Genomic DNA, 25,878 nt, shown 5'->3' with positions numbered 1-25,878 from the left:
CCCGACCCCCAACCCTTGCCTCCTGGCCTCATGAGCTGCTGATCTCTGCTGATCCACAGCGAACCCTGGTCCATCGCACAGGATTGCCCGGGTCCTGGCCGGGTACGCGACGGGCGTTGCGCCCGGGACGGAAGGCGTCCTGGGTCGCCCGCCCGCCACTACCCGGGGATCTGCCATGGACACACCCTCGAACGACAACACCGCGCCCCAGGCCGTGACACCGGCGCAGGAGGCGCTCACCGTGCTCGCCCTGAACACCGGGGACAGGGGCGCGTTCGACACGCTGGCCGAGTCGGACGTGCTGGTTCCCGTACCGGACGACGCCAGCGAGGAGGACGCCTCCGACCCGACCGTGGTGGCACTTCCGGTGCTGGAGCAGTCGGGCGGAGAACAGGTCGTACCCGTGTTCACCTCGGAAATGGAGATGGCCGATCTGCTGCCGTTCGTCTCGCGCTACCGCCTGGTGCCCCTCGGGGCCCTCGCCTCGCAGTGGCCGGACGCGGACCTGTCGCTGACCATAGACGCCAGCTCGCCGCACGGGCTGACCCTCGACTCCGAGGGCGTACGCACGCTGCTGGCGAGGCCACAGAGCTGAGGAACCCAGCGCACCACCCGGCCTGGCCCTCTCAGAGGGCCTTGCCGGGATCGAGGAGTGCGTGCATGGCGCAGCGGGGCTGGGGGTACCTCCCACGCCCTTAAGGCAGTGGGGGAGGGAGTTTGACGAACGGGCCTAGCCCCGCAACATGCGGGACAGGGCGGCCCGTTGCAGGGGCAGGACCTCGGCGTGCAGGTCACGGCCCTTCTGGGTGAGGACGACCCACACTCCACGCCGGTCCTCCTGGCAGACGGAGCGCTCCACCAGGCCGTCCTTCTCCAGACGGCCGATGAGGCGGGACAGTGCGCTCTGGCTGAGGTGGACCCGGTCGGCGATGTTCTGGACACGGCACTGCTCACCCTTGTGTGCGACCGTGCCCGAGGCGAGGATGTCGAGGACTTCGAAGTCGCTGGCGCCGAGGCCGTGCGGATGCAGTGCGCGGTCGATCTCGCACATCGTGCGCGCGTGCACCGACAGGATGTCCCGCCACTCGTCCTCGAGCCGGGCGTCGGCCATGTTCGCTGCCATACCTGCACGGTAACAGACATGTGAACACTTGTTGATTGTGCAACTAGTGCGGGTGCAACGTTCTTCTCCCGGACGTCACTCCGCGGGAGCCTGCTGCATCAGCCCGATCAGGTTCCCGTCCGTGTCCTTCACCGAGGCGATCAGCCTGCCGCCGCCCACGTCGCGCACGTCGTGCAGGATCTCGGCCCCGGCAGCGAGGAGGGCCGCCAGGGTGGACCTGATGTCGGAGACGTGCCAGTACGGCACCGGTCCCGTCATGCCCCTGGAGTGCCCGTGCGGGTCCAGGCCGACCTCCTGTCCGGCGTCCCTGAAGCCGACGTAGTAGGCCGAGTCCGCGTAGGGCGTGCCGAGCAACTCGCTGAACAGCGCCTTTGCCCGGTCGAGGTCCTTGACGGGATAGATGATGGTGGTGAGACCGCGGGTCATGGCGTACTCCTCGCATGGTCCTGTCGCACCGACGGGATTCCGTCGGCAGTCCCACGCTAGGACGGGGGAGCGGGGCCCGCTCCTTCGATCCTGATCGGTCTTCGCCCACACGCGGGAGGCCGGGGGCCCTCAGGCCGAGTCCCGGCGCACCAGTACCGTCGGCAGGATCACCGCCGCGGGGTCGTCGCCGCCGATCTGTGCCAGCAGGACCCGCACCATCTCGCTGCTGATCCGGTCCCAGGGCTGGCGGATCGTCGTGAGGGCGGGAGCGGACTCCGTCGCCGCGGGGGAGTCGTCGAAGCCACCCACGGACACGTCCTCCGGAACCCTGCGGCCCGCCCGGCGCAGCGCGGACAGGACGCCCTGCGCCATCAGGTCCGAGGCGACGAACACGGCGTCCATGTCCGGCGCCCGCTCCAGCAGCCGCTCCGCGCCGGCCGCACCGCTGGCCCGGCTGTAGTCGCCGGTGACGACGAGCCGCTCGTCGATCTCGACGCCCCCGTCCGTGAGCACCTCCTTGTACCCGGCGAGGCGCTCCACACCGCCCGGCGTGTCCAGCGGACCGGTAACGACACCGATGCGGCGGCGGCCCAGCGACAGTAGATGGCGGACCATGTCCCGGGCGCCGTCCCGGTCGTCCGCCGCCACGTAACTCACCTTGGAGCCCAGCCCCATCGGCTTGCCGCACTGGACGAGAGGCACCCCCGCCTCGCGCAGTTCCTCGGCGACCGGGTCACCGGAGTGGCTGGACACCAGCAGCACGCCGTCGACGTGGCCCGCCGTGATGTACCGGGTGATGCGGCGCCGTTCGTCCTCCGTACCGGCCAGCATCAGCAGCAGGGGGATGTCGTGCGCGGCCAACGCCTGGGTGCAACCGCGCAGCAGGACATTGAAGTTGGGGTCCTCGAACAGCTTCTCCTGGGGTTCGGTCAGCAGGAAGCCGATCGAGTCGGAGCGACCCGTGATCAGTGAGCGGGCGTGCCGGTTCACCACGTAACCGGTCTTGCGGATCGCCGCGTTGACCGCTTCCTGTGCCGCCGGGCTGACGTAGTGGCCGCCGTTGAGTACGCGTGACACGGTGCCCCGGGAGACCCCCGCCACGCGCGCCACGTCGTGGATGGTCGGCGGTTTGCGCCGTCCCGCGGTGTTGCTCATGGTCATGACTTTACGGCTCCGGACAGCAGATCGAGGCTCCAGAAGCGCTGGATGACCAGGAAGAGCGCGATCAGGGGGAGCACCGCGAGCAGCGCGCCCGTGATCACCAGGGTGTAGAGGGCCGGAGTGTTGGAGCCCTGTTCGAGGAGGGTGAACAGACCCAGCGTGATCGGGAACTTCTCGTCGTCGCTGAGCATGATGTACGGCAGCAGGAAGTTGTTCCACACCGCCACGAACTGGAACAGGAACACGGTCACCAGGCCCGGCACCATCATCGGCAGGGCGATCCGTGTGAAGATCCGCCACTCGCCCGCCCCGTCCATGCGCCCCGCCTCGACCACGTCACGGGGCACGGCGGCGGCCGCGTAGATCCGGGACAGGTACACGCCGTACGGCGACAGCACCAGCGGCAGCAGCACGGACCAGTAGGTGTCCGCCAGATCCACCCGGGCCAGCAGCAGGTACTGGGGGATGGCGAGGATCACCGGAGGCATCAGCACGCCCGCCAGCAGGATGTTGAAGACGGTCTCGCGGCCCCGGAAGCGGTAGATCGCCAGCGCGTAGCCGCTGATCGCGGAGACGGCCGTGGACAGCAGGGCGCCCAGGCCCGCGTACAGGGCGGAGTTGCCCATCCACCGCCAGTAGATGCCGTCGCGGTAGGCGCTCAGGCCGGACAGGTTGTCCGCGAGGCCGGTGCCCGGCAGGAAGGTGAACGTGGAGAACAGTTCGCTGCCGGACTTGGTGGCCGCGATCACCACCCAGGCCACGGGCAGCAGACAGTAGACCGCGCCCAGCAGCAGCGCCAGCGTCGGAGTGAGCCCGACACGGCGGCTCCGCGGCGGGCCCTGGGTGGCGCCGGGCGCGATGCCCACCACCGGACCGGCCTTGACGACGGAAGGGGAACTCATCGTGCTTCCTCCTGCCGGGAACGGGAGCCCGCGGCCCGCAGAAAACCGAAGGACAGGACCAGCGTGGCCACGGCGATGATCACGGCGCCCGCGGCGGCCGTGTGGATGTCGCCCTTGCCGAAGGCGTCCTGGTACACCTTCATCAGCGGACTCCACGTCGTGGAGACGGAGTTGGTGAGGGGCTTCAGGGTGGTGGGCTCACTGAACACCTGGAGCGTCGCGATGATCGAGAAGAAGAAGGTCAGCACCAGCGACGGCGCCACCATCGGGATCTTGATCCGCAGCGCGATCTGCAGCGGGGTCGCGCCGTCCAGCTTCGCCGCCTCGTACACCTCGGCCGGGATCGTCTGCAGCGAGGTGTAGATGACGATCATGTTGAAGCCGGTGCCGCCCCACACCGCGATGTTCGACAGCGCCGCGTACAGCCCGCCGCCGTCCAGCAGGTCCGGTTGCGGCAGCCCGAGCCTGTCGAGCACGAAGTAGAAGGGGCTGACGTCCGGCAGGTAGAGGAAGCCCCACAGCAGGGCCGCCACGACACCCGGGACGGCGTACGGCAGGAAGATCGCGAGCCGGGTGAAGGGAGCGAGCCGGACCTTCTCGCTGTCCAGCATCAGCGCGAGGACCAGCGCCAGTCCGAGCATCACCGGAATCACGATGGCGCCGTAGCCCAGCACACGCAGCGCGCCGCCCACGAACTCGGAGTCCGTCAGGGCGTCGGCGTAGTTCGCCAGACCGGCCCAGACCTCGCTCCGCGCACCCGAGCCCAGGCCCAGGCCCTTGACCTCGATCTTGTGGAGGCTGAGCCAGACCGCGTAGCCGATGGGCAGCGCGAAGAAGAGGGCGAACAGGACTGCCGCGGGGAGGAGGAAGAAGAAGGGGGCGCTTCGCGCTCGTTCGACGGTGGTGGCGGGGGAGCGGCGGGCGTACGGGGCCCCCTTGGCCCCGTACGACGTCCGGTGTGCACTCGTCACTCCGCTACCTCGAAGCCCTGCTTCTTCAGATCGGCGACCGTGTCGTCCTGCATCGTCGCCAGGGCCGCACCGAAGTCGGACCTGCTCTTGGCGGCGGCGCCGAACGCGTCCTTGAAGGTGGTGTACGCGACGTTCACGTTCGGGCCCCATGCGGAGGGAGCCGTGGTCTTCGCTATCTCGGCGGCGCCGGCGTAGAAATCCGTCTGGTTCGAGAAGAAGGCCGGCGGCTCGGCGAACGCGTCACTGAGCTGTGCGCTGGTGGAAGCGGGGTAGATGCCGCCCTCCTTCGCCAGCGCGGTCAGCGCGTCCCGGTCCGTGTTCAGCCAGGCGGCGAACCTCGCGGCTGCCGCCCTGTGCCGGGAGTCCGTGGTGACGGCGGTCGAGGAGCCACCCCAACTTCCGGTCACGTCCTCGCCCTTCGACCACTGCGGCAGCGGCGCCATCCTCCACTTGCCCTTGGTGTCCGGCGCGGCGGTGGTCAGCGTGCCGGGCGCCCAGACCGCGCTCAACCAGGCGATCTGCCGACCGGTGTTGAGAGCCTTGTTCCAGGCCGGCGTGTACATCGGCTGGTTGTCGATGGCGCCCTCCTTGACGAGACCGCCCCAGAAGTCGGCCACCTTCTGGCTGGCCGCGTCGTCGATGCCCACTTTCCACTTGTCGCCCTCGGTGGTCCACCACTGGGCGCCCGCCTGCTGGGCGAGGCCCGCGAAGAGGCCGGAGTCGTTGGCGGAGAAGGTGGTCAGATCCACGTCCGGCGCCTTCTGCTTCAGCGCGCGAGCCGTCTCGGCGAACTCGTCCCAGGTCGTCGGCACCGTCAGGCCGTACTCCTCGAACAGGTCCTCGCGGTAGTAGAACATCATCGGCCCGATGTCCTGCGGTATCGCGTACACCGCGTCCGTGCCCAGCGTCGTCTGCTGCCAGACCCCTTCGGCGAACTTGCTCTTCGCCGCCTTGGCGTCGCCCGAGATGTCGGCGACCGCGTCATTGCTCACCAGGGTCGGCAGTGCCTGGTACTCGGCCTGCACCAGGTCGGGGCCCTTGCCCGCCTTGTGCGCGGTGAGGATCTTGGTGACGAGGGTGTCGCCCGAGGCCTGCTTCTTGACCGTGACGGTGATCTCCTGCTCCTTGCCGGGACCCTTGTTCCACAGGTCCACGACCTTGTCCATGCCTGGCGTCCAGGTCCAGTACGTCAGGTTCGCGGGTCCGGACGGGGCCTCGCTGTCGTCGTCGGACCCACCGCAGGCGGCGAGCGTCGTGGCACCGAGGGCCACGGCGACGGCAGTGGCCACAAAGCGGCGTTGCTTCGTGTTGGGCATGGATCGTTCTCCCCTGGCCTGGGGCCCTCGCCCTCGGCGAGGACCTGCCCTGCGTATGTGAGCGTTCACAGTAGAGAAACACTCAGGACACTTGTCAATGGTTGTTTCTGTGCGGTTATGTATGGCCAGCGCCGCCAGATGCCGTGTGTGCACGTTCCCAAATGATCGATTAAACGGGAGACTTCGATGCCGGAGACCGCCCCCAAGGGCCTCACCAGGCTTGCCTTCGGCGGGGACTACAACCCCGAGCAGTGGCCGGAAGGCGTCTGGCACGAGGACGTCCGGCTGATGCGCGAGGCGGGCGTCACCATGGTGAGCGTCGGGATCTTCTCCTGGGCACTGTTGGAGCCCTCACCCGGCGCGTACGACTTCGCCTGGCTCGACCGTCTGCTGGATCTGCTGTACGAGAACGGCATACGAGCCGACCTCGGCACACCGACCGTCGTGCCGCCCGTCTGGTTCTACCGCGCGCACCCCGAGGCACTGCCCGTGTCCGCCGACGGCACCCGGTACGAGTTCGGCTCGCGCGGCGCCATCTGCCACAGCAACGCCGACTACCGGGCCGCCGCCGCGAACATCACCACCAAGCTGGCCGAGAGGTACGCCGACCACCCCGCCCTCGCCCTGTGGCACGTGCACAACGAGTACGGCGTTCCCGTCTCGGCCTGTTACTGCGGCACCTGCGCCGTGCACTTCCGCCGCTGGCTGGCGGCCGTGTACGAGACGGTCGACGCGGTCAACGAGGCCTGGGGCACCGCCTTCTGGGGCCAGCGCTACACGGACTTCGAGCAGATCAACCCGCCCCGGGTGGCCCCCACCGTCGGCAACCCCGGCCAGGCCCTGGACTACAAGCGGTTCGCCGACGCCACCATGCGGGAGAACTTCCGCGCGGAGCGGGACATCCTGCACCGCCTCGCCCCCGGCATCCCGGTCACCACCAACTTCATGACCGCGCTCAGCCAGTGCGACTCCGTCGACTACTGGGCCTGGGGCCGCGAGGTCGACCTCGTCACCAACGACCACTACCTGATCACCGACGGCCGCCGTACCCATGTCAACCTCGCCATGGCCGCCGACCTCACCCGCTCCGTCGCGGGCGGCGCGCCCTGGCTGTTGCTGGAGCACTCCACGTCCGGCGTCAACTGGCAGCCCCGCAACCCGGCCAAGACCCCCGGTCAGATGGCCCGCAACTCCCTCGCCCATGTGGCGCGCGGCTCCGAGGGCGCCCTGTTCTTCCAGTGGCGGCAGTCCCGGCGCGGCGCCGAGAAGTTCCACTCGGCGATGGTGCCGCACGCGGGCACCGAGTCGCGGGTGTGGCGCGAGGTCGTCGAACTCGGCGCGTCCCTCGACTCGTTGAGCTCGATCCGCGGCACCCGCACCCGGGCCGACGTGGCGGTCCTCTGGGACTGGCACTCCTGGTGGGCGCAGAACCTGGCGTGGCGTCCCAGCGAGGACCACGACGCCCGTGAGCGCGCCGACGCCTTCTACGAGGCCCTCTACGACCGTCACCTCACCGTCGACTTCGCCCACCCGGAAGCCGACTTGTCGGCGTATCCCCTTGTCGTCGTTCCCGCGCTCTACCTGATGACGGAGGCCGCCGGGAACAACGTCCGCGCGTACGTCGAGAACGGCGGCACCCTCGTCGTCTCGTACTTCTCCGGCATCGTCGACGAGCACGACGCCGTGCACGAGGGCCCGTACCCCGGTGCCCTGAGGGACGTTCTCGGCCTGACCGTCGAGGAGTTCTCGCCGCTGCTGCCAGGCGAGAGCGTCCGTGTCGTCGGGCCCGACGGCTCCGAGCTCACGGGGGACGTGTGGACCGAGTTCGTGGTGCCGGGCGACGCCGAGACCGTGTGGACGTACGCCGATGGCCCGGCTGAGGGCCACCCCGCGGTGACCCGGCACCGTCTGGGCGAGGGATCGGCCTGGTACGTGTCGACCCGCCTCGACACCCAGGGGCTGGACGCGCTGCTGGGCTGGGCCCTGGACGACGCCGGCATGGCGCCGCGCGCCGATCTGCCGCGGGATGTCGAGGTGGTGCGGCGGGCGGGGGAGTCCGGCACCTATCTGTTCGCGATCAACCACGGCTCCTCGGACGTCAAGGTGCCGTTGGACGCGCACGGGACCGAGCTGCTGACGGGTGAACGTGCCGCCGGGCGCCTGGCGGTGCCCGCGGGAGTCGTACGGGTCGTACGACTCGACGGCTGAGCCCGCTGTCGGTTCCGGACCGCACCGGAGTATTCATCCCACCCCACGTCGAAGGGACGACGGACAACGATGTTCCATCCCAGACGCATACTGCGGACCCTGCTGCTGCCCCTCACCGCCGGGCTCGCCCTCACCGCCCTGCCCGCCCAGACCGCCCATGCCGCGAGCACCCTCACCAACGGCGGCTTCGAGTCCGACGGCACGGGCACCGCGACCCCGGCCGGCTGGTCGACGTACTCGGCGGCCGGTCAGAACTCCGCCTCCTTCACCGAGTCCGGTGGTCACGGCGGCAGTTACCGCCTGACCCACTGGTCGTCCTCCGCCTACAAGGTGGAGACGTACCAGTACCTGTCCGGACTGACCAACGGGAACTACAAGCTCACCGCCTGGGTGCGCTCCGGCGGCGGCCAGAAGGAGGCGTACATCGCGCTGAAGAACTGCGGGAGTTCCGAGCAGCGCACCGACATCCCCGTCTCGTCCAACGGCTGGGTCCGGATCGTCACCTCCGTCGCGGTGACGAACAACCAGTGCACGATCGGCGTCACCTCCGACGCGGGCGCGGGCAACTGGATCAACATCGACGACCTGACCTTCACCTCGGGCTCGACCGGCCTGTCCATCAAGGGGTCTGACGTGTCGTCACTCGTCAAGAGCGAGGCCAAGGGAGGCGTCTACAAGAACAGTTCGGGTGCGACCGGGGACGCCCTGGCCATCCTCAGGTCCGCAGGGCAGAACTACGCCCGCCTCAAGGTGTGGGTGAACCCCGCCGACGGCTACAACAACAAGACGCGCGTCCTCGCCATCGCCAAGCGCGTCAAGGCACAGGGCATGAAGCTGCTGGTCGACTTCCACTACTCGGACACCTGGGCCGACCCGGGCGCGCAGTCCAAGCCGTCCGCGTGGGCCGGACACTCGTACAGCCAGTTGAAGACCGACGTCTACCACCACACGTACGACGTCCTGAACGCGCTGAAGGCGCAGGGCACCACGGCCGACATGGTGCAGGTCGGCAACGAGATCAACGGCGGCATGCTGTGGAACGAGGGCTCCACGGACAACTGGCCGCAGCTCGCCGGACTCCTCAACTCCGGCTACGACGCGGTCAAGGCGGTCAACTCCGGCACGACCGTGGCGCTGCACCTCGCCAAGGGCGGCGACCTGTCGGGCACCCGCTGGTGGTTCGACAACGCGGTCGCGGGCGGGGTCAGGTTCGACGTCATCGGCCTGTCCTACTACGGCTACTGGCACGGCACGCTGTCCGACTTCCAGACCACCCTCGACGACGCGGCCTCCCGCTACGGCAAGCCGGTCTTCCTCGCCGAGACCGCCTACCCGTTCCGGCTGGACAGCGACGACGCGCACGAGAACATCATCGACACCACCGGTGAGCTCGTGTCCGGCTACCCGGCCTCGACGGCCGGGCAGACCCAGTGGATGAAGGACGTGGCGAGCATCGTTGAGGCCGTGCCGAACGGCCGCGGCCTCGGCGTCTTCTACTGGGAGTCCACCTGGACCGCGGTCACCGGCAACGGCTGGGACCCGGCGGACCCCTCGTCCGGAAACGGCTGGGAGAACCAGGCCCTGTTCGGCTACGACGACAGGCCGCTTCCGGCGATGGCGTGGTTCAGCCACCGCTGAGCCAAGTCCGTGACGCGGGCCCGGTCGCCGTGGGCGGCCGGGCCCTGCCGCGCGGGGGCCCGCTGGAAGCCGGCCGACGGGCGACTGACCCTGGGGAGCGGCCGCGGTGCGCGAGCCGCCCGACGTGGCACGCTGAGTCATGTGACAGTTCCGCACCCCGACGGGCTCGGCGTCCCCGACGCCGCCGACCTCGTCGTCCCCGCCCGACGGCCGCCCCTCCGGCACGGCCAGGCGCCCGTGGTGGCCGTGGTCGCGCTCGGCGGCGGCATCGGCGCCGCGGCTCGGTACGGTGCGTCGCTGCTGTGGCCCACACCGACCGGCGGCTTTCCCTGGACGACGTTCTGGGTGAACATCGTCGGGTGCGCCGTGATCGGTGTCTTCATGGTCGTGATCACCGACGTGTGGGCGGCCCACCGGCTGGTGCGCCCCTTCTTCGGCACCGGGGTGCTCGGCGGCTTCACCACCTTCTCGACGTACGCCGTCGAGATCGAACGGCTGGTCGGCGCGGGTCGTCCCGGCACCGGCCTCGCCTATCTCGCCGCCACGCTCCTCTCGGCCCTCGCCTCGGTGTGGCTCGCGGTGGCGGTGGCGCGGCGCATCCTGGCGGTGAGGCAGAGATGACGCGCTCCACCCGGCTCACGGGTCGTGCCCTGCGGCTGACCGTCCTCGTCGGCGAGCACGACACCTGGCACCACAAGCCGCTGTACAGCGAGATCGTCCACCGGGCCCACGCGGCCGGCATGGCGGGCGCGAGCGTGTTCCGGGGCATCGAGGGCTTCGGCGCCTCCTCGATCGTCCACACCTCGCGGCTGCTCTCGCTGAGCGAGGACCTGCCCGTCGCCGTCGTCGTCGTGGACGAGGAGGACCGGGTACGCGCCTTCCTGCCGGAGCTGGACGGGCTCGTCACCGAGGGGCTCGTGCTCCTCGACGAGTGCGAGGTCGTCATCCCCCGGTCCCAGCCTCGTCCGATCGGGGGCAACCTCACCGCCGGCCGGGAAGGCGAGTCCGGCGGAACGGGCCGCGGAGGGTAAGAGGTCGTTGTGAACCCTACGAGGTGAACCGTAACCGGTTTGCCCTGGTTCCTTACCTCGTCGTGGTAGGACTGTCCGCGCCCACCCGACGCCCACCGGAACTGGATCACATGAGCGCCATCTCCCTAGGTCAAGCCGTCATCCTCGGAGTCGTCGAGGGGGTGACCGAGTTCCTGCCGGTGTCCTCGACGGGGCACCTCAAGATCGTCGAGGGGTTCATGGGTATCCCCGTCGACGACCACGCGGTGGTCGGGTTCTCAGCGGTCATTCAGGTCGGTGCCATCGCCGCCGTGCTCGTCTACTTCCGCAAGGACATCGCGCGCATCGTCTCCGCCTGGTTCCGGGGCCTGACCAACCGGGAGGAGCGGTACCACCACGACTACCGGTTCGCCTGGTGGGTGATCGCGGCGACCATCCCTATCGTCGTCGTGGGGCTCGCCGCGAAACCGCTCATCCAAGGTCCGCTCGCCTCCCTCTGGGTGGTGGCCGCCTCGCTGATCGTCGGCAGCGCGGTGATGTGGGCGGCGGACCAGATGGGGCGGCACAAGCGGGGCGAGGACGACACCTCGTTCAAGGACGCCATGCTGGTGGGCAGCTCGCAGATTCTCGCGCTGCTCTTTCCCGGCTTCTCCCGCTCCGGTGCCACCATGTCGACCGCGCTGATGCTCGACCTGGACCGCGTCGCGGCCACCAGGCTCTCCTTCTTCCTCGGAATCCCGGCCCTGACGGGTGCCGGTCTGTACGAGCTGAAGGACGCCCTGGGTACGGGCGTGGGCGCCGCCCCGCTCGTCGTCGGCACCATCGTGTCGTTCGCGGTCGCGTACGCCTCGATCGCCTGGCTGCTGAAGTTCGTGGCCAACCACTCCTTCAACGCGTTCGTGATCTATCGGATCGCGATCGGTCTGCTGCTGTTCGGGTTGCTGGGCACGGGCGTGCTCAGTTGATCAAGGGGGAGGGCGGAGGGGCGGAGCCCGGGTCGCCGCCCCTTGACAGCACCCTTGCGTCACCCTCAGGATCACCCCCGTGAACCTGTCAGACAGCCAGACAGGTGGCTCGGCACCCCGGCGCATCAGCGCCATGGAAGCGGTGCTCATCCACCTCCGCGGCGCCATAGAGCGCGGCGAGTACGCCATCGGCGACAAGCTCCCCTCCGAGGCGGAGCTGTGCCGACGGCTCGACGTGAGCCGTCCGGTCCTGCGCGAGGCGCTGCGGGCCCTGCAGGCGATGGGACTGACCCAGTCCCGCACCGGCAAGGGCACCTTCGTGATCGCAAGCTCCGTCGAGGACCCCACCTTCGGCGACTTCACGGCGAGCGACCTGCTGGAGGTGCGCCGGCACGTGGAGATCCCGGTCGCCGGATACGCGGCGCTGCGCCGGGGCCCGGAGAACCTGGACCACCTGGCCCATCTGCTGGAGCGGATGGAGCGGGAGACCGACACGACCGCGTGGGTCGCGATGGACACGCTGTTCCATCTGGCCATCGCCGAGGCCGCGCAGAACCCGGTGTTCCGCCGGGTCATAGAGGAGATCCGGGACGCGCTGGCCCGCCAGTCGGCCTTCCTCAACGAACTCGGCGGTCGCCGCGAGCAGTCCAACCGTGAGCACCGGGCCATCGTCGAGGCGCTGGTCGACGGTTCCGAACACGACGCGGTGGAGGCCATGTCCCACCACCTCGACCGCGTCGAAAGCACCCTCACCGACATCGTGCGTCCCCCACGCACGGACAGTTCCACGGAAGGCGGACCCGAGGCGTGAGCGAGTCACTCCACGAAGCCGTACAGAAACCGGCCGCGCACGTCGACGCCGGCGACGCGGGCTACAGCAAGTCCCTGAAGTCCCGGCATGTCAACATGATCGCCATTGGCGGCGCGATCGGCACCGGCCTCTTCCTCGGCGCCGGCGGCCGCCTCGCCGACGCGGGCCCGTCCCTGTTCATCGCCTACGCGGTCTGCGGCATCTTCGCCTTCCTGGTCGTCCGCGCCCTCGGCGAACTCGTCCTGTACCGGCCGTCGTCCGGCGCCTTCGTGTCCTATGCCCGCGAGTTCATGGGTGAGAAGGGCGCGTACACCGCGGGCTGGATGTACTTCCTCAACTGGGCCACCACCGGCATAGCCGACATCACCGCGGTGGCCACCTACACCCACTACTGGGGCATGTTCTCCGACATCCCGCAGTGGGTGATCGCGCTCATCGCGCTCGCGGTGGTGCTGACCGTGAACCTCATCTCGGTGAAGATCTTCGGCGAACTGGAGTTCTGGTTCGCGATCATCAAGGTCGGCGCGCTCGTCCTCTTCATGTGTATCGGCATCTTCCTGCTGGTCACCCAGCACCAGGTCGGCGACACCGTCCCCGGCCCGTCCCTGATCACCGACAACGGCGGTGTCTTCCCCAACGGCATGCTGCCGATGCTGCTGATCATCCAGGGCGTCGTCTTCGCGTACGCCTCCGTCGAACTGGTCGGTGTCGCGGCCGGTGAGACCGAGAACCCCGAGAAGATCATGCCGAAGGCGATCAACTCGATCATGTGGCGTGTGGGCCTGTTCTACGTCGGCTCCGTGGTGCTGCTGTCGATGCTGCTGCCCTGGTCCTCGTACAAGGCGGGCGAGAGCCCCTTCGTCACCGTGCTCTCCAACATCGGCATCCCGGCGGCCGGCGGCATCATGAACCTGGTCGTGCTGACCGCGGCCATGTCGTCGCTCAACTCGGGCCTGTACTCCACCGGTCGCATCCTGCGCTCCATGGCGATGTCCGGTTCGGCGCCGAAGTTCACCGGCGTGATGAGCCGCAGCCAGGTCCCGTACGGCGGCATCCTGCTCACCAGCGGTATCTGTGTGCTGGGCGTCGGGCTGAACTTCGTGGTCCCGGCCGAGGCCTTCGAGATCGTGCTGAACTTCGCCGCGATCGGCATCCTCGCCACCTGGGGCATGATCATGATCTGTCACCTGCTGTTCTGGCGGAAGACCCAGAACGGCGAGCTGTCCCGACCGGGTTACCAGCTCCCGGGTTCTCCGTGGACCGAGCTCGTGACGCTGTTCTTCCTCGCCTCGGTCCTCGTCCTGATGTACGCCGACGGCGGCGCGGGCCGTACGACGGTGCTGTGCCTCCCGCTGATCGTGGGGGCGTTGGTGGCCGGGTGGTTCGGGATAAAGTCCCGGGTCGCCCGCCGTTCTAGCGGAGCGGATGCGTGATTCAAGCAGTGACGTACGGCAATTCAGCGGCCTCCGGTGTCCGGGCGACCCCTTCGTCGCCGGTGGCCGCGGCTCCCGCGATCCGGGAGCCCCTGCACGCCCCCGTCGCCCACCTTGTACGGGGTGGCGTCATCGAGGGCATCCACTTCGGCTCGGTGATCGTCATGGCCGCCGACGGCAGCGTCGAGCTCCAGATAGGTGACATCGAGGCGGCCTTCTACCCTCGCTCGGCGCTCAAGCCCGTGCAGGCCGTGGCCATGCTGCGGGCCGGGCTGCCGCTCGACGGCGCGCTGCTCTCGCTGGCGGCGGCCAGCCACTCCGGCGAGGAACGGCACCTGGAGGGCACGCGGCGGATCCTGGAACTGGCCGGGCTCAGCGAGGACCACCTCCTCAACGTGCCCGACCTGCCGTACGACCCGGCCGTCCGCGAGTCCTGGCTGCGCGAGGGCCGGCTGCCGTCGCGGCTCGCGCAGAACTGCTCCGGCAAGCACGCGGCCATGCTCTGCACCGCCAAGCTCAACGGCTGGTCCCTCGACGACTACCTCGACCCGCGGCACCCGCTCCAGCAGGCCATCGCCGAGATCGTCGAGGACCTCACAGGGCAGGGCATCGCCGAAGTGACGGTGGACGGTTGCGGCGCGCCCCTGTTCTCCATCTCGCTGCACGGGCTCGCGCGCGCCGCGGCCCGGATCACCACCGCGGCCGTGGGCACCCCCGAGCGGCAGGTGGCCGACGCGATGCGCGAGCACGCCGAGATGGCGTCCGGTTCCGGGCGCGACGTCGCCGCCATGATGCGGGCCGTGCCCGGGCTGCTGACCAAGGACGGCTTCGAGGGAGTCCAGGTCGCGGCGCTGCCGGACGGCCGTGCCGTCGCCGTCAAGATCGCCGACGGCGCCGACCGGGCCCGCGTACCAGTCGCCGCGGCCGCGCTCGTCCGCGCGGGCATCGACCCGGCGACGCTCGACGAGTTCGCCGGCGCACCGCTGCTCGGCGGCGGGGCGGTGGTCGGGCACGTCAGGCCGACCCGCGCCCTGGATCCCCTCACGCCCCACGCAGACCTGACGAGCCACGCCTGACCGTTTCCCGCAACCCGCACTCCCGCATCCCGCGACCCGTACTCCCGCACACCCGCACCCGCCCATCCCCGTACTGCCGTACGAAAGAAGGCCCGCACAGCCATGAGCGCCGCGACCCACCGCAGCGAACACGACCTGCTCGGCGACCGGGACATACCCGCCGACGCCCACTGGGGTGTCCACACCCTGCGCGCCACGGAGAACTTCCCCATCACGGGAACGCCGATCTCCGCCTACCCGCACCTGATCGACGCCCTCGCAGCGGTCAAGGAGGCCGCCGCCCGCGCCAACGAGGAACTCGGCCTGCTGGACTCCGAGAAGGCCTCCGCCATCGTCGCGGCCTGCCAGGAGATCCGTGACGGCAAGCTGCACGACCAGTTCGTCGTCGACGTGATCCAGGGCGGCGCCGGCACGTCGACGAACATGAACGCCAACGAGGTCGTCGCGAACCGGGCGCTGGAGCTGCTGGGCCGACGGAAGGGCCAGTACGAGCACCTCCACCCCAATGAGGACGTCAACCTCGGGCAGTCGACCAACGACGTCTACCCGACCGCGGTGAAGATCGCGACGGTCTTCGCGGTGCGCGAGCTGCTGAAGGCGATGACGGTCCTCCAGGACTCCTTCGCCCGCAAGGCCGTCGAGTTTCGTGACGTGCTGAAGATGGGGCGCACACAGCTCCAGGACGCGGTGCCGATGACGCTGGGACAGGAGTTCTCGGCGTACGCGGTGATGCTGGACGAGGACCGCAGCCGGCTCGCCGAGGCCGTGGAGCTGATCCACGAGATCAACCTGGGCGCCACGGCCATCGGCACCGGCCTCAACGCCCCCGCCGGATACGCCGAGTCGGCCCGCCGCCACCTCGCCGAGATCACCGGGCTGCCGCTGGTGACCGCGGCCAACCTGGTCGAGGCGACCCAGGACTGCGGCGCCTTCGTGCAGATGTCGGGTGTGCTGAAGCGCATCGCCGTCAAGCTCTCGAAGAGCTGCAACGACCTGCGCCTGTTGTCGTCCGGGCCGCGCGCGGGCCTGAACGAGATCAACCTGCCTCCCGTGCAGGCGGGTTCGAGCATCATGCCGGGCAAGGTCAACCCGGTGATCCCCGAGGTCGTCAACCAGGTCGCCTTCGAAGTGATCGGCAACGACGTCACCATCACCATGGCCGCGGAGGCCGGACAGCTTCAGCTCAACGCCTTCGAGCCGATCATCCTCCACTCGCTCTCGGAGAGCATCACCCACCTGCGGGCGGCCTGCCTGACGCTCGCCGAGCGATGCGTCGACGGCATCACCGCCAACACGGAGGAGCTGCGCGCCGCTGTGGAGAACTCCATCGGCCTGGTCACCGCCCTCAACCCGCACATCGGCTACACGGCCGCCACCGACATCGCCAAGGAAGCCCTCGCCACGGGCCGCGGCGTCGCCGAACTGGTCCTGGAGAAGGGCCTGTTGCCCGCCGAGCGGCTCCAGGCCCTGCTCCGGCCGGAGGTCGTCGCGGGCAACGGGGCGCCGCAGACGATCTGAGACCCGGCGCGGTCGATGACGAAACGGCGTGGGGGAGTGGCGGCAGCCCTCCCCCACGCCGTACGCCACGGCGCCGGGTCGGGCGGTGACCCGCTCACTCGCCTGCGTGGTCGCGGTCGAAGAGCAGGTGTACGAAGTCGGTCACGGGCCCGACGATGTCGAGGTCCTGGTCGAGTACCCACTGCAGCTGGAGCCCGCCCAGCACTGCGTGGAAGAGGATGGCGGCGCTCTCGGGGCTGATGTCCCCGCGCAGCCTGTCGCGGTCCGTGTCGACCTGAAGTCCGTCGGCGAACTGCGCCCGCCCGCGTTCGTACCGTTCGACGAAGTAGGCGTGCGCGGGATGATCCGACCGTGAGGCCGCGGCGGCGAGCTCGATCCACAGGCGCATCAGCTCGGGCGCCTTCTGGTGGTGGCGGATGAGCTCGCCGAGGTAGGGCGCGAGCTGGTCCGGGCTGTCGACCTCTGCCACACCCTGCTGCCATTCCTCGGCGTCGCGTCGGGCGAGCACCTCGGCGAGCAGTTCGTCCTTGCTGCGGAAGTGATGCAGGAGGCCGGCGTGGGTGATGCCGGCCCGTTCCGCGATGTCGCGCAGGGATGCCTTGGCGTAGCCGTTCTCGGCGAAACTGTCGCGCGCCGCCCGTACGATCTCGGCTTTGCGAGCCGGTGTCCTGGCGTACGGCCCCCGCGCTCCTGCCTGACCCACGGTGCGCTCACTCTCCTCGACAAAGCCGGTCCGGGACGGTCCTGCGCAGTAACGGGGCAACTGGGCGCCGAAACTTACCAGGCGATGGGGGTTTGCCTGCCGTGAACTCCCAGACCATTGTGCTCCGGCCCGGCCTGTTCGTAAGCTTTCCACTTGGAAGGTATTGAATCGTTTCAATCTCCAGCGATCGCAAGGGAACTGAGCCATGGCCGAGGAGAACAGAAGTGCGTTGAACCGCCGACACATGCTCGGCATCATGACGGCGGCGGCAGCCGGGGCCTCCCTCCCGCTCGCCGCCGCGCCGAACGCCGTGGCGGCGAGTCCGGCAGCATCCGGCAGGCACAGCTCCGCACCCGTGAACCTGCGGGTCAACTCCCGGATCGAGCCCCTGGGCACGGAGACGGCGCCCGCGTTCGGCTGGGTGTCTCCGGTGGCCAGGCAGACCGCGTACGAGATCCAGGTCGGCACCGGGCCCGGCAAGGCGGACGTCTGGCGCAGCGGCAGGGTGGCGAGTTCGAACAGCACCGAGGTGGCCTACGGCGGCGGCGCGCTGGGGTCCGAGCAGGCCTACTTCTGGCGAGTGCGCACCTGGGACGACAAGGGTGTAGCCGGCTCCTGGAGCGGGCCCGCGATATGGGAGACCGGTCTGCTGAAGGGCGAGCAGGACTGGTCGGGGGCGCGGTGGGTCGGCGGCCGTGAGGCACAGGACCACGACTGGAAGGACCTCAGCGCGACCGTTGTCTTCCGCGGCGGTCCCGACGCCGCCGGAGGGCTGTCCCTGCTCCTGCGCGCCGAACCCATCGGCAAGACCTGGGGCGAGGGGCTCAACTGGACCGTCCGGCAGAGCGGCGACGACATGCAGCTGGTCATGAAGACCAGCCACTACGCCGGCAACACCTGGGTGGACGACGGCACCTCGGAGCCCGACTGGGGCGTCAACCACTACGACCCGCAGAGCGAGACCAACCCCACCGCCGCGGGCACCCGCAGCGTCCCGGTCGGCATCGTCCCCCTCTCCGCCGCGACCGGGTTGACCAAGGACACCTGGGCCACCCGCGACCACACCGTGGTGGTCACGGCCCGCGGGCTCACCGTGACCACCTCCGTCAACGGCGTCGAGGTCGACAGCCGCACGCTCACCGGAGACCAGATCCGCCGCCACGGAAGCTTCGGGTTCGGCGGCGGCACCTCGGCCACCGTGCGCGGCGTCAAGGTGACCGGCACCGGCGCCCCCGACTTCTCCGCCGATCTCACCACGGGCGCCAACCCGTTCGAGAACGGCATCGGCACCCTCTCCGGCCTGACCTTCCCGCCCAAGAACCCCTACATTCCCGCCAAGACCACCGTGCTGCCCATCGCCAACCCCGCACCGGTGCTGCGCCGCGCGTTCACGCTGCCCCGAGGCCGCCGCATCGCCAAGGCACGCCTCCACCTGAGCGCCGCCGGCAACGTCACGTTCACCGTCAACGGCGACCCGATCACCGTCGACGGCAAACGCGCGGCCGGCGACCGGTCCAACGTGCCCCGGCTGCTCACCGACCAGAGCACCTACGACCGGACGGTGCTGTACGACACCTTCGACGTGACCGTCCTGCTCAGGGCCGGCCGGGAGAACGTCGTCGCCGCGGAGCTCGGTCGTGGCTGGTACGGCGTGACGACGCCCCAGGAGTGGTACTGGCAGCTCGCGCCCTATGCCGGGCAGCCCCGCCTGCGGGCGAAGCTCGTCGTGACCTACGCCGACGGTTCCGCCACCACACTCGTCACGGACGAGGACTGGCTTTTCGCGGACGGGCCCACGACCTTCGACTCCGTGTACTCGGGAGAGAAGTACGACGCCCGGCGGGCGGACGAACTGGGGGACTGGCGCTCGGTCGGCTACCGGACCGGACGCGACTGGCGCCCGGCCACCGTACTGATCCCGCCCGGCAGTTGTGCCGGCCCCTCGCCGAAGCACCACGGCACGCTCCCCGCCACGACGGTTCCCGAGGGCTTCAAGCCCGCGGGCCTGCGGGCCCACGAGGCGGAGCCGGTGCTGGTCAGCCAGACACTGCGCCCGGTCTCGGTCACGGAGACGGCGCCGGGCTCGGGCGTCTGGGTCCTCGACTACGGCCAGATCGTGACGGGCTTCGTCCGGCTCGCGCTCACCGGCGTACGCCCCGGCAAGGAGGGCCTCACTCTGCGGATCCGCGGCGGCAACCGGATCAGCACCGGCGACGGCACGGCCGGCTCCCCGCTCTCCGTCGAGGAGGAGAACTTCCAGCACGACGCCAACCTCCAGACGCACTACTACACCCTCAGCAGGCGGTCGACGCAGACCTGGGAACAGCAGTTCAGCCACTTCGGCTTCCGCTACCTGGAGGTCATGAACCTCGATGCCGTCCTCGGGCGCGCCCCTGACCTGAAGCGGGACGCCGACGTGCTGACCGTCGACGTCGCTCGCACCGGCTTCGCCCGCACCGGCACCTTCACCACGGACAACGCCCTGATCAACCGGCTACAGCGCAACCTCGAGTGGGCCGAGCAGAACAACCTGGTGCAGAAGCCCACCGACACTCCGTCACGGGAGAAGAACGGCTGGACCGGCGACGCCATGGCCAGCTCCGAGTCGGAGTCCCTCACCTGGGACGTCAACGCCGTCCTCACCACCTACCTGCGCCACTTCCCCGACACCCAGGTCTCCACCGGCCAGCTGCCCATGATCGTGCCCGTCGCCAAGGGCGGATACGGCTACGACCACACCCCCGGGTGGAACGCCGCATGGAAGGCGGTGCCGGCCTGGGACTCCGCGTACTTCGTCATCCCGAGGGAGCTGTACACCTACTACGGCAACAGCAGCCTGTTCGCCGAGCTGTACGACCACCAGGACACGCTCCTGAAGTACTACGAGACCCTGTTCACCGCCGAGAACGATTACAAGTTCGAGGCGTCCCTCGGCGCCTACTCGGGCGCCGAGAGTCCCGGCAGCAACGCCGTCATCAGCCTCGCCTTCTACATCCACTTCTGCGACTACATGGACGAGGTGGGCCGCAGGCTCGGCCGCACCGAACGCGCCGCCCACTACGCGAAGCTGGCGCGCACCCTGCGCAGGGCGTTCATCGCCAACTACTGGGACGCCGCGCAGGGCCACTTCACCCAGGGCAGCATCTCCAGCGAGAACGCCATGGCCATCGCCTTCGACCTGGTCCCCGGCTCGGACCTCAGCCCCGACGACCCCCGCCACCTGGCCGGCACCAGGACGGTAGCGGAGAACGAGAAGGCCCTGGCGAAGCTCCTCGCCGACCGCATCGTGGCCGCGGACCACCACATCCAGAACGACATGTACGGCTCACGCTACGAGGTCAACATCCTCAGCGAGCACGGCTACACGGACATCGCGCTGGGGGCCGTCACACAGACCGGCGTACCCGGCTACGTCGACCAGATCGCCAAGGGCGCCACCTCGCTGTGGGAACAGTGGACCGACCGGCTCTCGGTGAACCACCACTACCGCTCCAACGTGGCCACCTGGTTCTACCAGAGCCTGGCCGGCATCAGACCGACCTCGACCGCCTACGAGACGCTGCGCATCCGCCCCCGCATCCCCTCGGCCGCGGTCAACAGCCGCGTCCCGGAGAGCACCGAGGACACCGAGCTGACGCCCGCGACTCTCGACCATGTCAGCGCCTCGATCGACACCGTCCGCGGCAGGGTGTCGTCCGAATGGCGGCGTCGGCAGGACGGCAGGATCTACATCGCGGTCACCATCCCGTACAACACGGAGGCCGAGATCTGGGTCCCCACCCAGAACAAGCCGGTCACCGCTCCCCGAGGAGTCGACTTCGTCCGCGACGACACCTCCGGCGGAGCCCCCTACCGGATCTACCGGGCCCGGCAGGGGGCCTACCGCTTCAACGCCTGATGTGAGCGCCGGAGGTCAGTGGTCGCGGAGTTGGGCGGCCAGGTCCGACAGGGTCTGGGCGGTGGCGGCCAGGCTTTCGGCGGCCGCTTCGAGGTCGGCGGCCAGCCGGGGCGCGGGGAAAGCGGGAGGCGGGGGTGCGGCGAGGGCCGTGCCGCGGTAGCCGATCGGGCCCTCGTTGAAGCGCTGGTAGTAGCCCGTGAAGGCCTGGTCGGCGGGGACTCCGGCACAACGGACCGGACGTAAGCGAGTTGGACCTCGGTCGCGTCGCCGTTGCGGGTGATGTCGAGGCGGTAGTGGCGGTAGGCCGTGGTGTTGACGCCCAGGGAGAACTTCCTGGTCTGGAAACGGCCGGCGAAGGTCTCGCCCGTGCGGGAGTCCAGGGGAGTCCAGTGGCTGCGGTCGTGGGAGCCGTGGAGCGTCCAGTTGCGGGGGTCGCGGCCGGGGAAGTCGTTCGCCGACATCAGGGAGTACGAGGTGATCACGGTCGGGCGGGCGAGAGTGAAGTCGACCCATGCGGTGTCGTGGCAGGCCAGCCACTTCTCCGGGGATTCGTCCAGGAGTTTGTCGGCCGTCTCGCCCGCCGCACTGAACTCGTCGCTCGCCACGACGCCGGTCACCTCGACGCCGGTCGACGCGGACCGCAGGACGGCCACCCCGGAGTTGCCCTGCTGATCGCGCCACGCCACCCGCTCCGCCGGCGCTCCGCCGTCGTCCACCATCAACCGGAGATCGTGGGAGGGGTGCCAGCCGCCGCCCCATCCCTCCTCGGTGCGGAAGCGGTGCAGGTGGGGGGAGTTCTCGACACTCTTCGGACAGTCCTGTCCGGCGACGCGGCGGCCGCGGTACTCGTACGACGTATCGTCGCCCGCGCGGTGGCAGCCGTAGAAGTCCGACATGCTCGACTGGAAGCTGATGGGCCGACTCCGCGCCGTCCTCCCCTCGCCGGCTGAGCTGCGCGGGCAGCGACTGCTCACCCCGGTCGATGTGGAACACCAGTCGCGGGGCCGGTTCCCAGGAAGAGGACTCGGAGTGCGCGGCGCGACGTTCCGTCCTGAAGGCGAAGATCGAGTCCCGAACGGCCTCCGCCGCCCGGGCGCGCTCCGAGCGCCCCCGCTCATGGACGGGGTCCAGAGTGATGCGGTAGAGCCACAGCATGCTGCGTGCCTTGGCCGAAACCCGTATCTCCAAGGTGTTGGTGCTGGGCTTCAGCAGGTGTCCGGGTACCGCGAACACATTGTCGTGCGGAAGGTCGCCGCCGCCGGGCACGGTGAGTCCCTCGAGCAGCCCCTCGCCCTGCAGCAGTACGTCGATCGGTGAGTACCCCGGAGAGGAGCCCAGTTTGGAGACGAGGGCCGTGATGGTCAACGTCGCCTCGGGGACCTCCTCCAGGTCCGTCACCTCGAAGTCCAGTTCGACGCTGCCGCCCGCGTTCAGCGCCAGGTGTGATCCGGCGACATCACACTGGTGCTGCCTGGCCTCGGCGTTGTACAGCCGCGGGAGGGGCGACGGAGAAGTCCGCGAAGGTGACGTTCAAACTCATGGGGGGCTCCGGTCATGAGGTAACGCATCGTCAACTACGGTCGCAACAAAGGCCGGTGACCGTGATCAACGACCCTGGTGCTCGGGTCTGACAGCCCGGTCGCCACGCGGTCCGCACAGGGCGATCAGGCCCGCTCCGCAGAAGGCGCCCCCGGTGCTCGACCGTCGCGCGACACCCACCGGACCGTCCGTGTTCCCGTGCGCTTAACTCCTCGTCGGCGGCCGACGCCGTCGATCACGTGGCGGTCATGTACAGGCCGCCGCCCGGCGAGCGGGACGTCGCCTCCCCGTCACCCCGTGTCGACAGGCTTGCCGAGTGTTGGCCATGGCTTTTCCCGTCGATCTCCGTCGCTGTCAGGCGCTGGGCCTCGCCGGCTCCGCCGTCCTCGCACTGGGGGGTGAGACCGCCGGTGCTCTCCCGGTGCGCGACCTGCTCGCGCCCGCGTCGGCGCGCGCCGCGCTCGGACTGGTCGGCGTGTACTTCGGCGTCGTCCTGCTGATCGCCGCGTGGGCGCTGCTGGGCCGGGTCGTACGAGGACCGCGGCCGCCGACTCCTCGGTCCCTGCTGGTCGTTCTGGTCGTCTGGGCGGCTCCGCTGCTGCTCGCTCCGCCACTGTTCAGCCGGGACGTGTACAGCTACCTCGCACAGGGCGCCATGGTCGACGCCAACATCGACGTGTACGCCTACGGGCCCTCGCGGATGGGCGGGCCCCTCGCGGCCGAAGTGGCCCCGGTGTGGCAGCACACGGCGACGCCGTACGGCCCCGTCTTCCTCGCCATAGCCTCCGGGCTGGCGGGTCTGACCAGCGGTCAGCTGCCCGCCGGGCTGATCGGCATGCGCATGGTCGCCCTGCTCGGCGTGGGGCTGATGGCAGTGGCGCTGCCCCGCCTCGCCCGGCACAGCGGTGTCGATCCGGCCGCCGCCCTGTGGCTGGGTGCCCTGAACCCGCTGGTGCTGCTGCACCTGGTGGCCGGGGCGCACAACGACGCCGTCATGCTCGGGCTGCTCGGCGTCGGACTGGTCGCGGCACGCGGCCGACGGTACGTCCTCGGCGTCGTCCTCGTGACGCTCGCCGCGCTGGTCAAGGCGCCCGCCGCGCTCGGTCTGCTGGCGATCGTCGTGATGCAGGGGCGCACGCATGTGGTGCGGGCGACGGCCACCACGGTGGGCGTCGCCCTCGCCACCACCGCCGTGACCACCGGCCTGACGGGTACGGGATACGGCTGGATCGCTGCGCTGCGGACCCCGGTGTCCCCGGACAACTGGTCGCCCACCAGCGTCCTCGGGCGCGCCACCGGAGCCCTCCTGCACGACCTGGGCAGTGAACTCGCCCCTCTGGCCCTGCCGGCCTGGCACGCTGTCGGACTCGTCGCGACCGCCGCCGTCGTCCTCTACATATGGCTGAAACTGCGCCCCAGCCCCGTGTACGCGCTGGGCCTCAGCCTCGCCGTGGTGGCGGTGCTGGGTCCGGCGATCCGGCCCTGGTACGCGCTGTGGGGACTGTTCCTCATCGCCGCCGCGGCACCCAGCGGCTCCGTGCGCGGGCGTGTCGCCGCCGCCAGCGCGGTGCTCGCGCTCGCCGTCCTGCCGAGCGGCGGCCCCCCGGACGCCGACCAGATCGCCCTCGCGGTGTCGGGTGGCGCGCTCGCGCTGGTCGTCCTCTGGCAGGCCTTTCAGGCGGCCCGCGCGCCCGTGCTGGAGCGGACGGCATGACAACGACCCCGCCGGACATCGAGAGAGCGGACGCCGCAAGGGTGGACAACGAGAAAGTGAACAACGACAGCGTGGGAATCGATCGCCGACGGCTCCTGCTGTTGCTCGGACTCGCCACCGCGGTCACCGTCTTCACCGCCACCGTGCCGCTCCTGCGCGACTGGTTCGACCTGCGCGTCTACTACGGGACCATCGACACCTGGGTGCACCACGACGGCCGCATCTACGACTACCAGGTGCCCGGGACGACGTACGGCTTCACCTACCCGCCGTTCGCGGCCGTCGGCATGCTCCCGATGGCACTGGTCAGCCTGGACACGGCGATCGCGCTCTGTCTGCTGCTCAACCTCGCGGCGCTGGCGGCCGTGCTGTACATCCTCGCCGGGCCGCTGCTGCGCCGGTACGGCTGGTACGGCACGGCGGTCGCGGCCTGTGTCCTCGCCCTGCTCGAACCCCTGCGGGACACGTTCAGCTTCGGGCAGGTCAATCTGCTGTTGCTGGCGCTCGTCCTCGCTGACGCCTGGCTGCTGTCCACGGGACGGGGCCGCTGGGCGGGCGTGGGCATCGGGCTGGCCGCGGCCGTGAAGCTGACGCCCGCACTGTTCATCGGGCTGCTCCTGATCGCCCGGCGCTGGCGCGCCGCCGGGCTCGCGACCGCCGTCGCCGCGGCCGCCACCGCGGCGGCGGCCTGGGTGGCGCCCGACGCCTCCCGCTTCTACTGGACCGAGGCGCTCTGGGACACCAACCGGATCGGGCGCCTCGCCTACGTCTCCAACCAGTCCTTGCAGGGCGTGCTGGCCCGGCTCGCGGAACCGGCCGAACCGAGCCGTGCCGCCTGGGCGTCGCTGGTGCTGGTGGTGCTGTGCGTGTGGGCCTGGCGGACGCACCGGGCGGTGACGACCGGCGACTGGGTGGGGGCGTTCGCGGTCACCGGGCTGACTGCGTGCCTGGTCAGTCCGATCACCTGGGTGCACCACCTGGTGTGGCTGCTGCCGTCGTTCGCCGTACTGCTCCGGCACCGTCGGCTGCTGTGGCTCGCGGGGTGCCTGTACGCGGTGCTGTGCAGCAGCGTCGTGTGGCTGTGGTTCGACGACGCGTCCGGTCCGGGCGGCTTCCTCGGCAGCAACATCTACGTGTGGATCACGCTGGGCCTGCTGCTCGGGCTGCCCGTGGGTCAGTCCTCGGCGGGCCGCCGTTTCCTGAGCCGCAGGATCAGGGCGACGGCTCCGGCGCCGAACCCGGTGGTCCCCACGACCACGCCCGCCACCGTCCAGCGGGAAGGCGAGGCCTCCTTCTCGGCGACGGGCACCGGCTCGGAGCCCGCTCCCGCCGACGGCCGCGGCGTGTCCGCCGAGGGGCGCGGGGGCAGCAGCGAGCCCACCGGGTCGACGCGCCCCGCTGCCCGGAAACCCCAGTCGAGCAGCGAACGCGCCTCCTGGTACACGGTGAAACCGCCGCCCGCCTGA

Annotated in this window: 21 protein-coding genes and 2 pseudogenes; 13 read left to right on the top strand and 10 right to left on the bottom strand. The window is 69.9% G+C overall.

Annotation, left to right across the window (positions count from 1 at the left end; genetic code table 11):
• The first annotated feature begins 175 nt into the window (after positions 1-175).
• Positions 176-595: an SseB family protein gene (locus FPZ41_RS11120; RefSeq protein ID WP_152861542.1), complete on the top strand. Its 420-nt coding sequence runs from the start codon at positions 176-178 to the stop codon at positions 593-595.
• 135 nt (positions 596-730) lie between these two features.
• Here FPZ41_RS11120 and FPZ41_RS11115 read toward each other — a convergent pair whose 3' ends face one another.
• From FPZ41_RS11115 to FPZ41_RS48155, 6 genes are all read right to left on the bottom strand, one after another.
• Positions 731-1,123: a MarR family winged helix-turn-helix transcriptional regulator gene (locus tag FPZ41_RS11115; protein ID WP_152861540.1), complete on the bottom strand. Its 393-nt coding sequence runs from the start codon at positions 1,121-1,123 to the stop codon at positions 731-733.
• A gap of 75 nt (positions 1,124-1,198) precedes the next feature.
• Positions 1,199-1,549, bottom strand: a complete 351-nt coding sequence (locus tag FPZ41_RS11110) for a VOC family protein (RefSeq protein WP_152861538.1) — start codon at positions 1,547-1,549, stop codon at positions 1,199-1,201.
• A 129-nt stretch (positions 1,550-1,678) separates the two neighbouring features.
• Complete coding sequence (locus tag FPZ41_RS11105; RefSeq protein WP_152861536.1) at positions 1,679-2,710, bottom strand: LacI family DNA-binding transcriptional regulator; 1,032 nt, start codon at positions 2,708-2,710, stop codon at positions 1,679-1,681.
• Positions 2,707-3,612, bottom strand: a complete 906-nt coding sequence (locus tag FPZ41_RS11100) for a carbohydrate ABC transporter permease (RefSeq protein ID WP_152861534.1) — start codon at positions 3,610-3,612, stop codon at positions 2,707-2,709. Before FPZ41_RS11100 ends, FPZ41_RS11105 begins: the two co-directional genes overlap by 4 nt.
• Positions 3,609-4,583, bottom strand: coding sequence for a carbohydrate ABC transporter permease (locus FPZ41_RS11095; protein WP_322620085.1), 975 nt, complete (start codon positions 4,581-4,583; stop codon positions 3,609-3,611). The genes FPZ41_RS11100 and FPZ41_RS11095 overlap by 4 nt, the downstream gene beginning before the upstream one ends.
• Positions 4,580-5,899, bottom strand: coding sequence for an ABC transporter substrate-binding protein (locus FPZ41_RS48155; RefSeq protein WP_152861530.1), 1,320 nt, complete (start codon positions 5,897-5,899; stop codon positions 4,580-4,582). The genes FPZ41_RS11095 and FPZ41_RS48155 overlap by 4 nt, the downstream gene beginning before the upstream one ends.
• Positions 5,900-6,085: 186 nt before the next feature.
• Here FPZ41_RS48155 and FPZ41_RS11085 point away from each other — a divergent pair, with 186 nt between their 5' ends.
• From FPZ41_RS11085 to aspA, 9 genes are all read left to right on the top strand, one after another.
• Positions 6,086-8,107, top strand: coding sequence for a beta-galactosidase (locus FPZ41_RS11085; RefSeq protein WP_152861528.1), 2,022 nt, complete (start codon positions 6,086-6,088; stop codon positions 8,105-8,107).
• A 69-nt stretch (positions 8,108-8,176) separates the two neighbouring features.
• On the top strand, positions 8,177-9,745 hold the full coding sequence (locus FPZ41_RS11080; protein WP_152861526.1) for a glycoside hydrolase family 53 protein: 1,569 nt from the start codon (positions 8,177-8,179) through the stop codon (positions 9,743-9,745).
• Positions 9,746-9,886: 141 nt separating this feature from the next.
• On the top strand, positions 9,887-10,366 hold the full coding sequence (gene crcB / locus FPZ41_RS11075; RefSeq protein WP_322620084.1) for a fluoride efflux transporter CrcB: 480 nt from the start codon (positions 9,887-9,889) through the stop codon (positions 10,364-10,366).
• Entirely contained in the window at positions 10,363-10,776 is a 414-nt protein-coding gene (locus FPZ41_RS11070; RefSeq protein ID WP_152861524.1) for a DUF190 domain-containing protein, read from the top strand. Before crcB ends, FPZ41_RS11070 begins: the two co-directional genes overlap by 4 nt.
• A gap of 110 nt (positions 10,777-10,886) precedes the next feature.
• Positions 10,887-11,720: an undecaprenyl-diphosphate phosphatase gene (locus tag FPZ41_RS11065; protein WP_152861521.1), complete on the top strand. Its 834-nt coding sequence runs from the start codon at positions 10,887-10,889 to the stop codon at positions 11,718-11,720.
• Positions 11,721-11,853: 133 nt separating this feature from the next.
• Entirely contained in the window at positions 11,854-12,531 is a 678-nt protein-coding gene (locus FPZ41_RS11060; RefSeq protein WP_152861562.1) for a FadR/GntR family transcriptional regulator, read from the top strand.
• Positions 12,528-13,964 (top strand): amino acid permease, encoded by a 1,437-nt coding sequence (locus tag FPZ41_RS11055; protein ID WP_322620083.1) that lies wholly within the window; start codon positions 12,528-12,530, stop codon positions 13,962-13,964. The genes FPZ41_RS11060 and FPZ41_RS11055 overlap by 4 nt, the downstream gene beginning before the upstream one ends.
• Complete coding sequence (locus tag FPZ41_RS11050) at positions 13,961-15,040, top strand: asparaginase (RefSeq protein WP_322620082.1); 1,080 nt, start codon at positions 13,961-13,963, stop codon at positions 15,038-15,040. The genes FPZ41_RS11055 and FPZ41_RS11050 overlap by 4 nt, the downstream gene beginning before the upstream one ends.
• A 102-nt stretch (positions 15,041-15,142) precedes the next feature.
• Complete coding sequence (gene aspA, locus FPZ41_RS11045; protein ID WP_152861519.1) at positions 15,143-16,558, top strand: aspartate ammonia-lyase; 1,416 nt, start codon at positions 15,143-15,145, stop codon at positions 16,556-16,558.
• A 94-nt stretch (positions 16,559-16,652) separates the two neighbouring features.
• Here aspA and FPZ41_RS11040 read toward each other — a convergent pair whose 3' ends face one another.
• Positions 16,653-17,261 carry a TetR/AcrR family transcriptional regulator gene (locus FPZ41_RS11040; protein ID WP_322620081.1) on the bottom strand — a complete coding sequence of 203 codons (609 nt, stop codon included), beginning with the start codon at positions 17,259-17,261 and terminating at the stop codon, positions 16,653-16,655.
• 229 nt (positions 17,262-17,490) lie between these two features.
• Here FPZ41_RS11040 and FPZ41_RS11035 point away from each other — a divergent pair, with 229 nt between their 5' ends.
• The gene (locus tag FPZ41_RS11035) at positions 17,491-21,159 is read left to right on the top strand and encodes a family 78 glycoside hydrolase catalytic domain (RefSeq protein WP_228022674.1); all 3,669 of its coding nucleotides are present in this window, start codon (positions 17,491-17,493) and stop codon (positions 21,157-21,159) included.
• A gap of 15 nt (positions 21,160-21,174) precedes the next feature.
• Here the strand turns inward: FPZ41_RS11035 and FPZ41_RS48150 are convergent, their stop codons facing one another.
• The 3 genes and pseudogenes from FPZ41_RS48150 to FPZ41_RS50190 all read right to left on the bottom strand — a co-directional run.
• Positions 21,175-21,672 (bottom strand): hypothetical protein, encoded by a 498-nt coding sequence (locus FPZ41_RS48150; protein WP_228022677.1) that lies wholly within the window; start codon positions 21,670-21,672, stop codon positions 21,175-21,177.
• A 149-nt stretch (positions 21,673-21,821) separates the two neighbouring features.
• A pseudogene (locus FPZ41_RS50195) lies at positions 21,822-22,055 on the bottom strand (alpha-1,2-mannosidase); the annotation flags it as partial.
• A gap of 82 nt (positions 22,056-22,137) precedes the next feature.
• Positions 22,138-22,314, bottom strand: a pseudogene (locus tag FPZ41_RS50190) (alpha-1,2-mannosidase); the annotation flags it as partial.
• 709 nt (positions 22,315-23,023) lie between these two features.
• Here FPZ41_RS50190 and mptB point away from each other — a divergent pair.
• Positions 23,024-24,412, top strand: a complete 1,389-nt coding sequence (mptB, locus tag FPZ41_RS11025) for a polyprenol phosphomannose-dependent alpha 1,6 mannosyltransferase MptB (RefSeq protein ID WP_152861515.1) — start codon at positions 23,024-23,026, stop codon at positions 24,410-24,412.
• On the top strand, positions 24,409-25,878 hold the full coding sequence (locus tag FPZ41_RS11020) for a glycosyltransferase 87 family protein (protein ID WP_152861513.1): 1,470 nt from the start codon (positions 24,409-24,411) through the stop codon (positions 25,876-25,878). Before mptB ends, FPZ41_RS11020 begins: the two co-directional genes overlap by 4 nt.

The sequence above is a fragment of the Streptomyces acidicola genome, from assembly GCF_009377235.1.
Taxonomy (GTDB): Bacteria; Actinomycetota; Actinomycetes; order Streptomycetales; family Streptomycetaceae; genus Streptomyces; species Streptomyces acidicola.
Note: the sequence above shows the minus strand (reverse complement) of the source record. Positions and strands in the feature narration are given on the sequence as shown.

Bases quoted from the DNA above. Each gene is read 5' to 3' on its own strand.
- FPZ41_RS11085 (WP_152861528.1), top strand. From the start codon at position 6,086: ATGCCGGAGACCGCCCCCAAGGGCCTCACCAGGCTTGCCTTCGGCGGG.
- FPZ41_RS11110 (WP_152861538.1), bottom strand. From the start codon at position 1,549: ATGACCCGCGGTCTCACCACCATCATCTATCCCGTCAAGGACCTCGAC.
- FPZ41_RS11060 (WP_152861562.1), top strand. From the start codon at position 11,854: ATGGAAGCGGTGCTCATCCACCTCCGCGGCGCCATAGAGCGCGGCGAG.
- FPZ41_RS11065 (WP_152861521.1), top strand. From the start codon at position 10,887: ATGAGCGCCATCTCCCTAGGTCAAGCCGTCATCCTCGGAGTCGTCGAG.
- FPZ41_RS11115 (WP_152861540.1), bottom strand. From the start codon at position 1,123: ATGGCAGCGAACATGGCCGACGCCCGGCTCGAGGACGAGTGGCGGGAC.
- FPZ41_RS11020 (WP_152861513.1), top strand. From the start codon at position 24,409: ATGACAACGACCCCGCCGGACATCGAGAGAGCGGACGCCGCAAGGGTG.
- FPZ41_RS11120 (WP_152861542.1), top strand. From the start codon at position 176: ATGGACACACCCTCGAACGACAACACCGCGCCCCAGGCCGTGACACCG.
- FPZ41_RS48150 (WP_228022677.1), bottom strand. From the start codon at position 21,672: ATGGGTCGACTTCACTCTCGCCCGCCCGACCGTGATCACCTCGTACTC.
- FPZ41_RS11070 (WP_152861524.1), top strand. From the start codon at position 10,363: ATGACGCGCTCCACCCGGCTCACGGGTCGTGCCCTGCGGCTGACCGTC.
- FPZ41_RS11100 (WP_152861534.1), bottom strand. From the start codon at position 3,612: ATGAGTTCCCCTTCCGTCGTCAAGGCCGGTCCGGTGGTGGGCATCGCG.
- aspA (WP_152861519.1), top strand. From the start codon at position 15,143: ATGAGCGCCGCGACCCACCGCAGCGAACACGACCTGCTCGGCGACCGG.
- FPZ41_RS11080 (WP_152861526.1), top strand. From the start codon at position 8,177: ATGTTCCATCCCAGACGCATACTGCGGACCCTGCTGCTGCCCCTCACC.
- FPZ41_RS48155 (WP_152861530.1), bottom strand. From the start codon at position 5,899: ATGCCCAACACGAAGCAACGCCGCTTTGTGGCCACTGCCGTCGCCGTG.
- FPZ41_RS11105 (WP_152861536.1), bottom strand. From the start codon at position 2,710: ATGACCATGAGCAACACCGCGGGACGGCGCAAACCGCCGACCATCCAC.
- mptB (WP_152861515.1), top strand. From the start codon at position 23,024: ATGGCTTTTCCCGTCGATCTCCGTCGCTGTCAGGCGCTGGGCCTCGCC.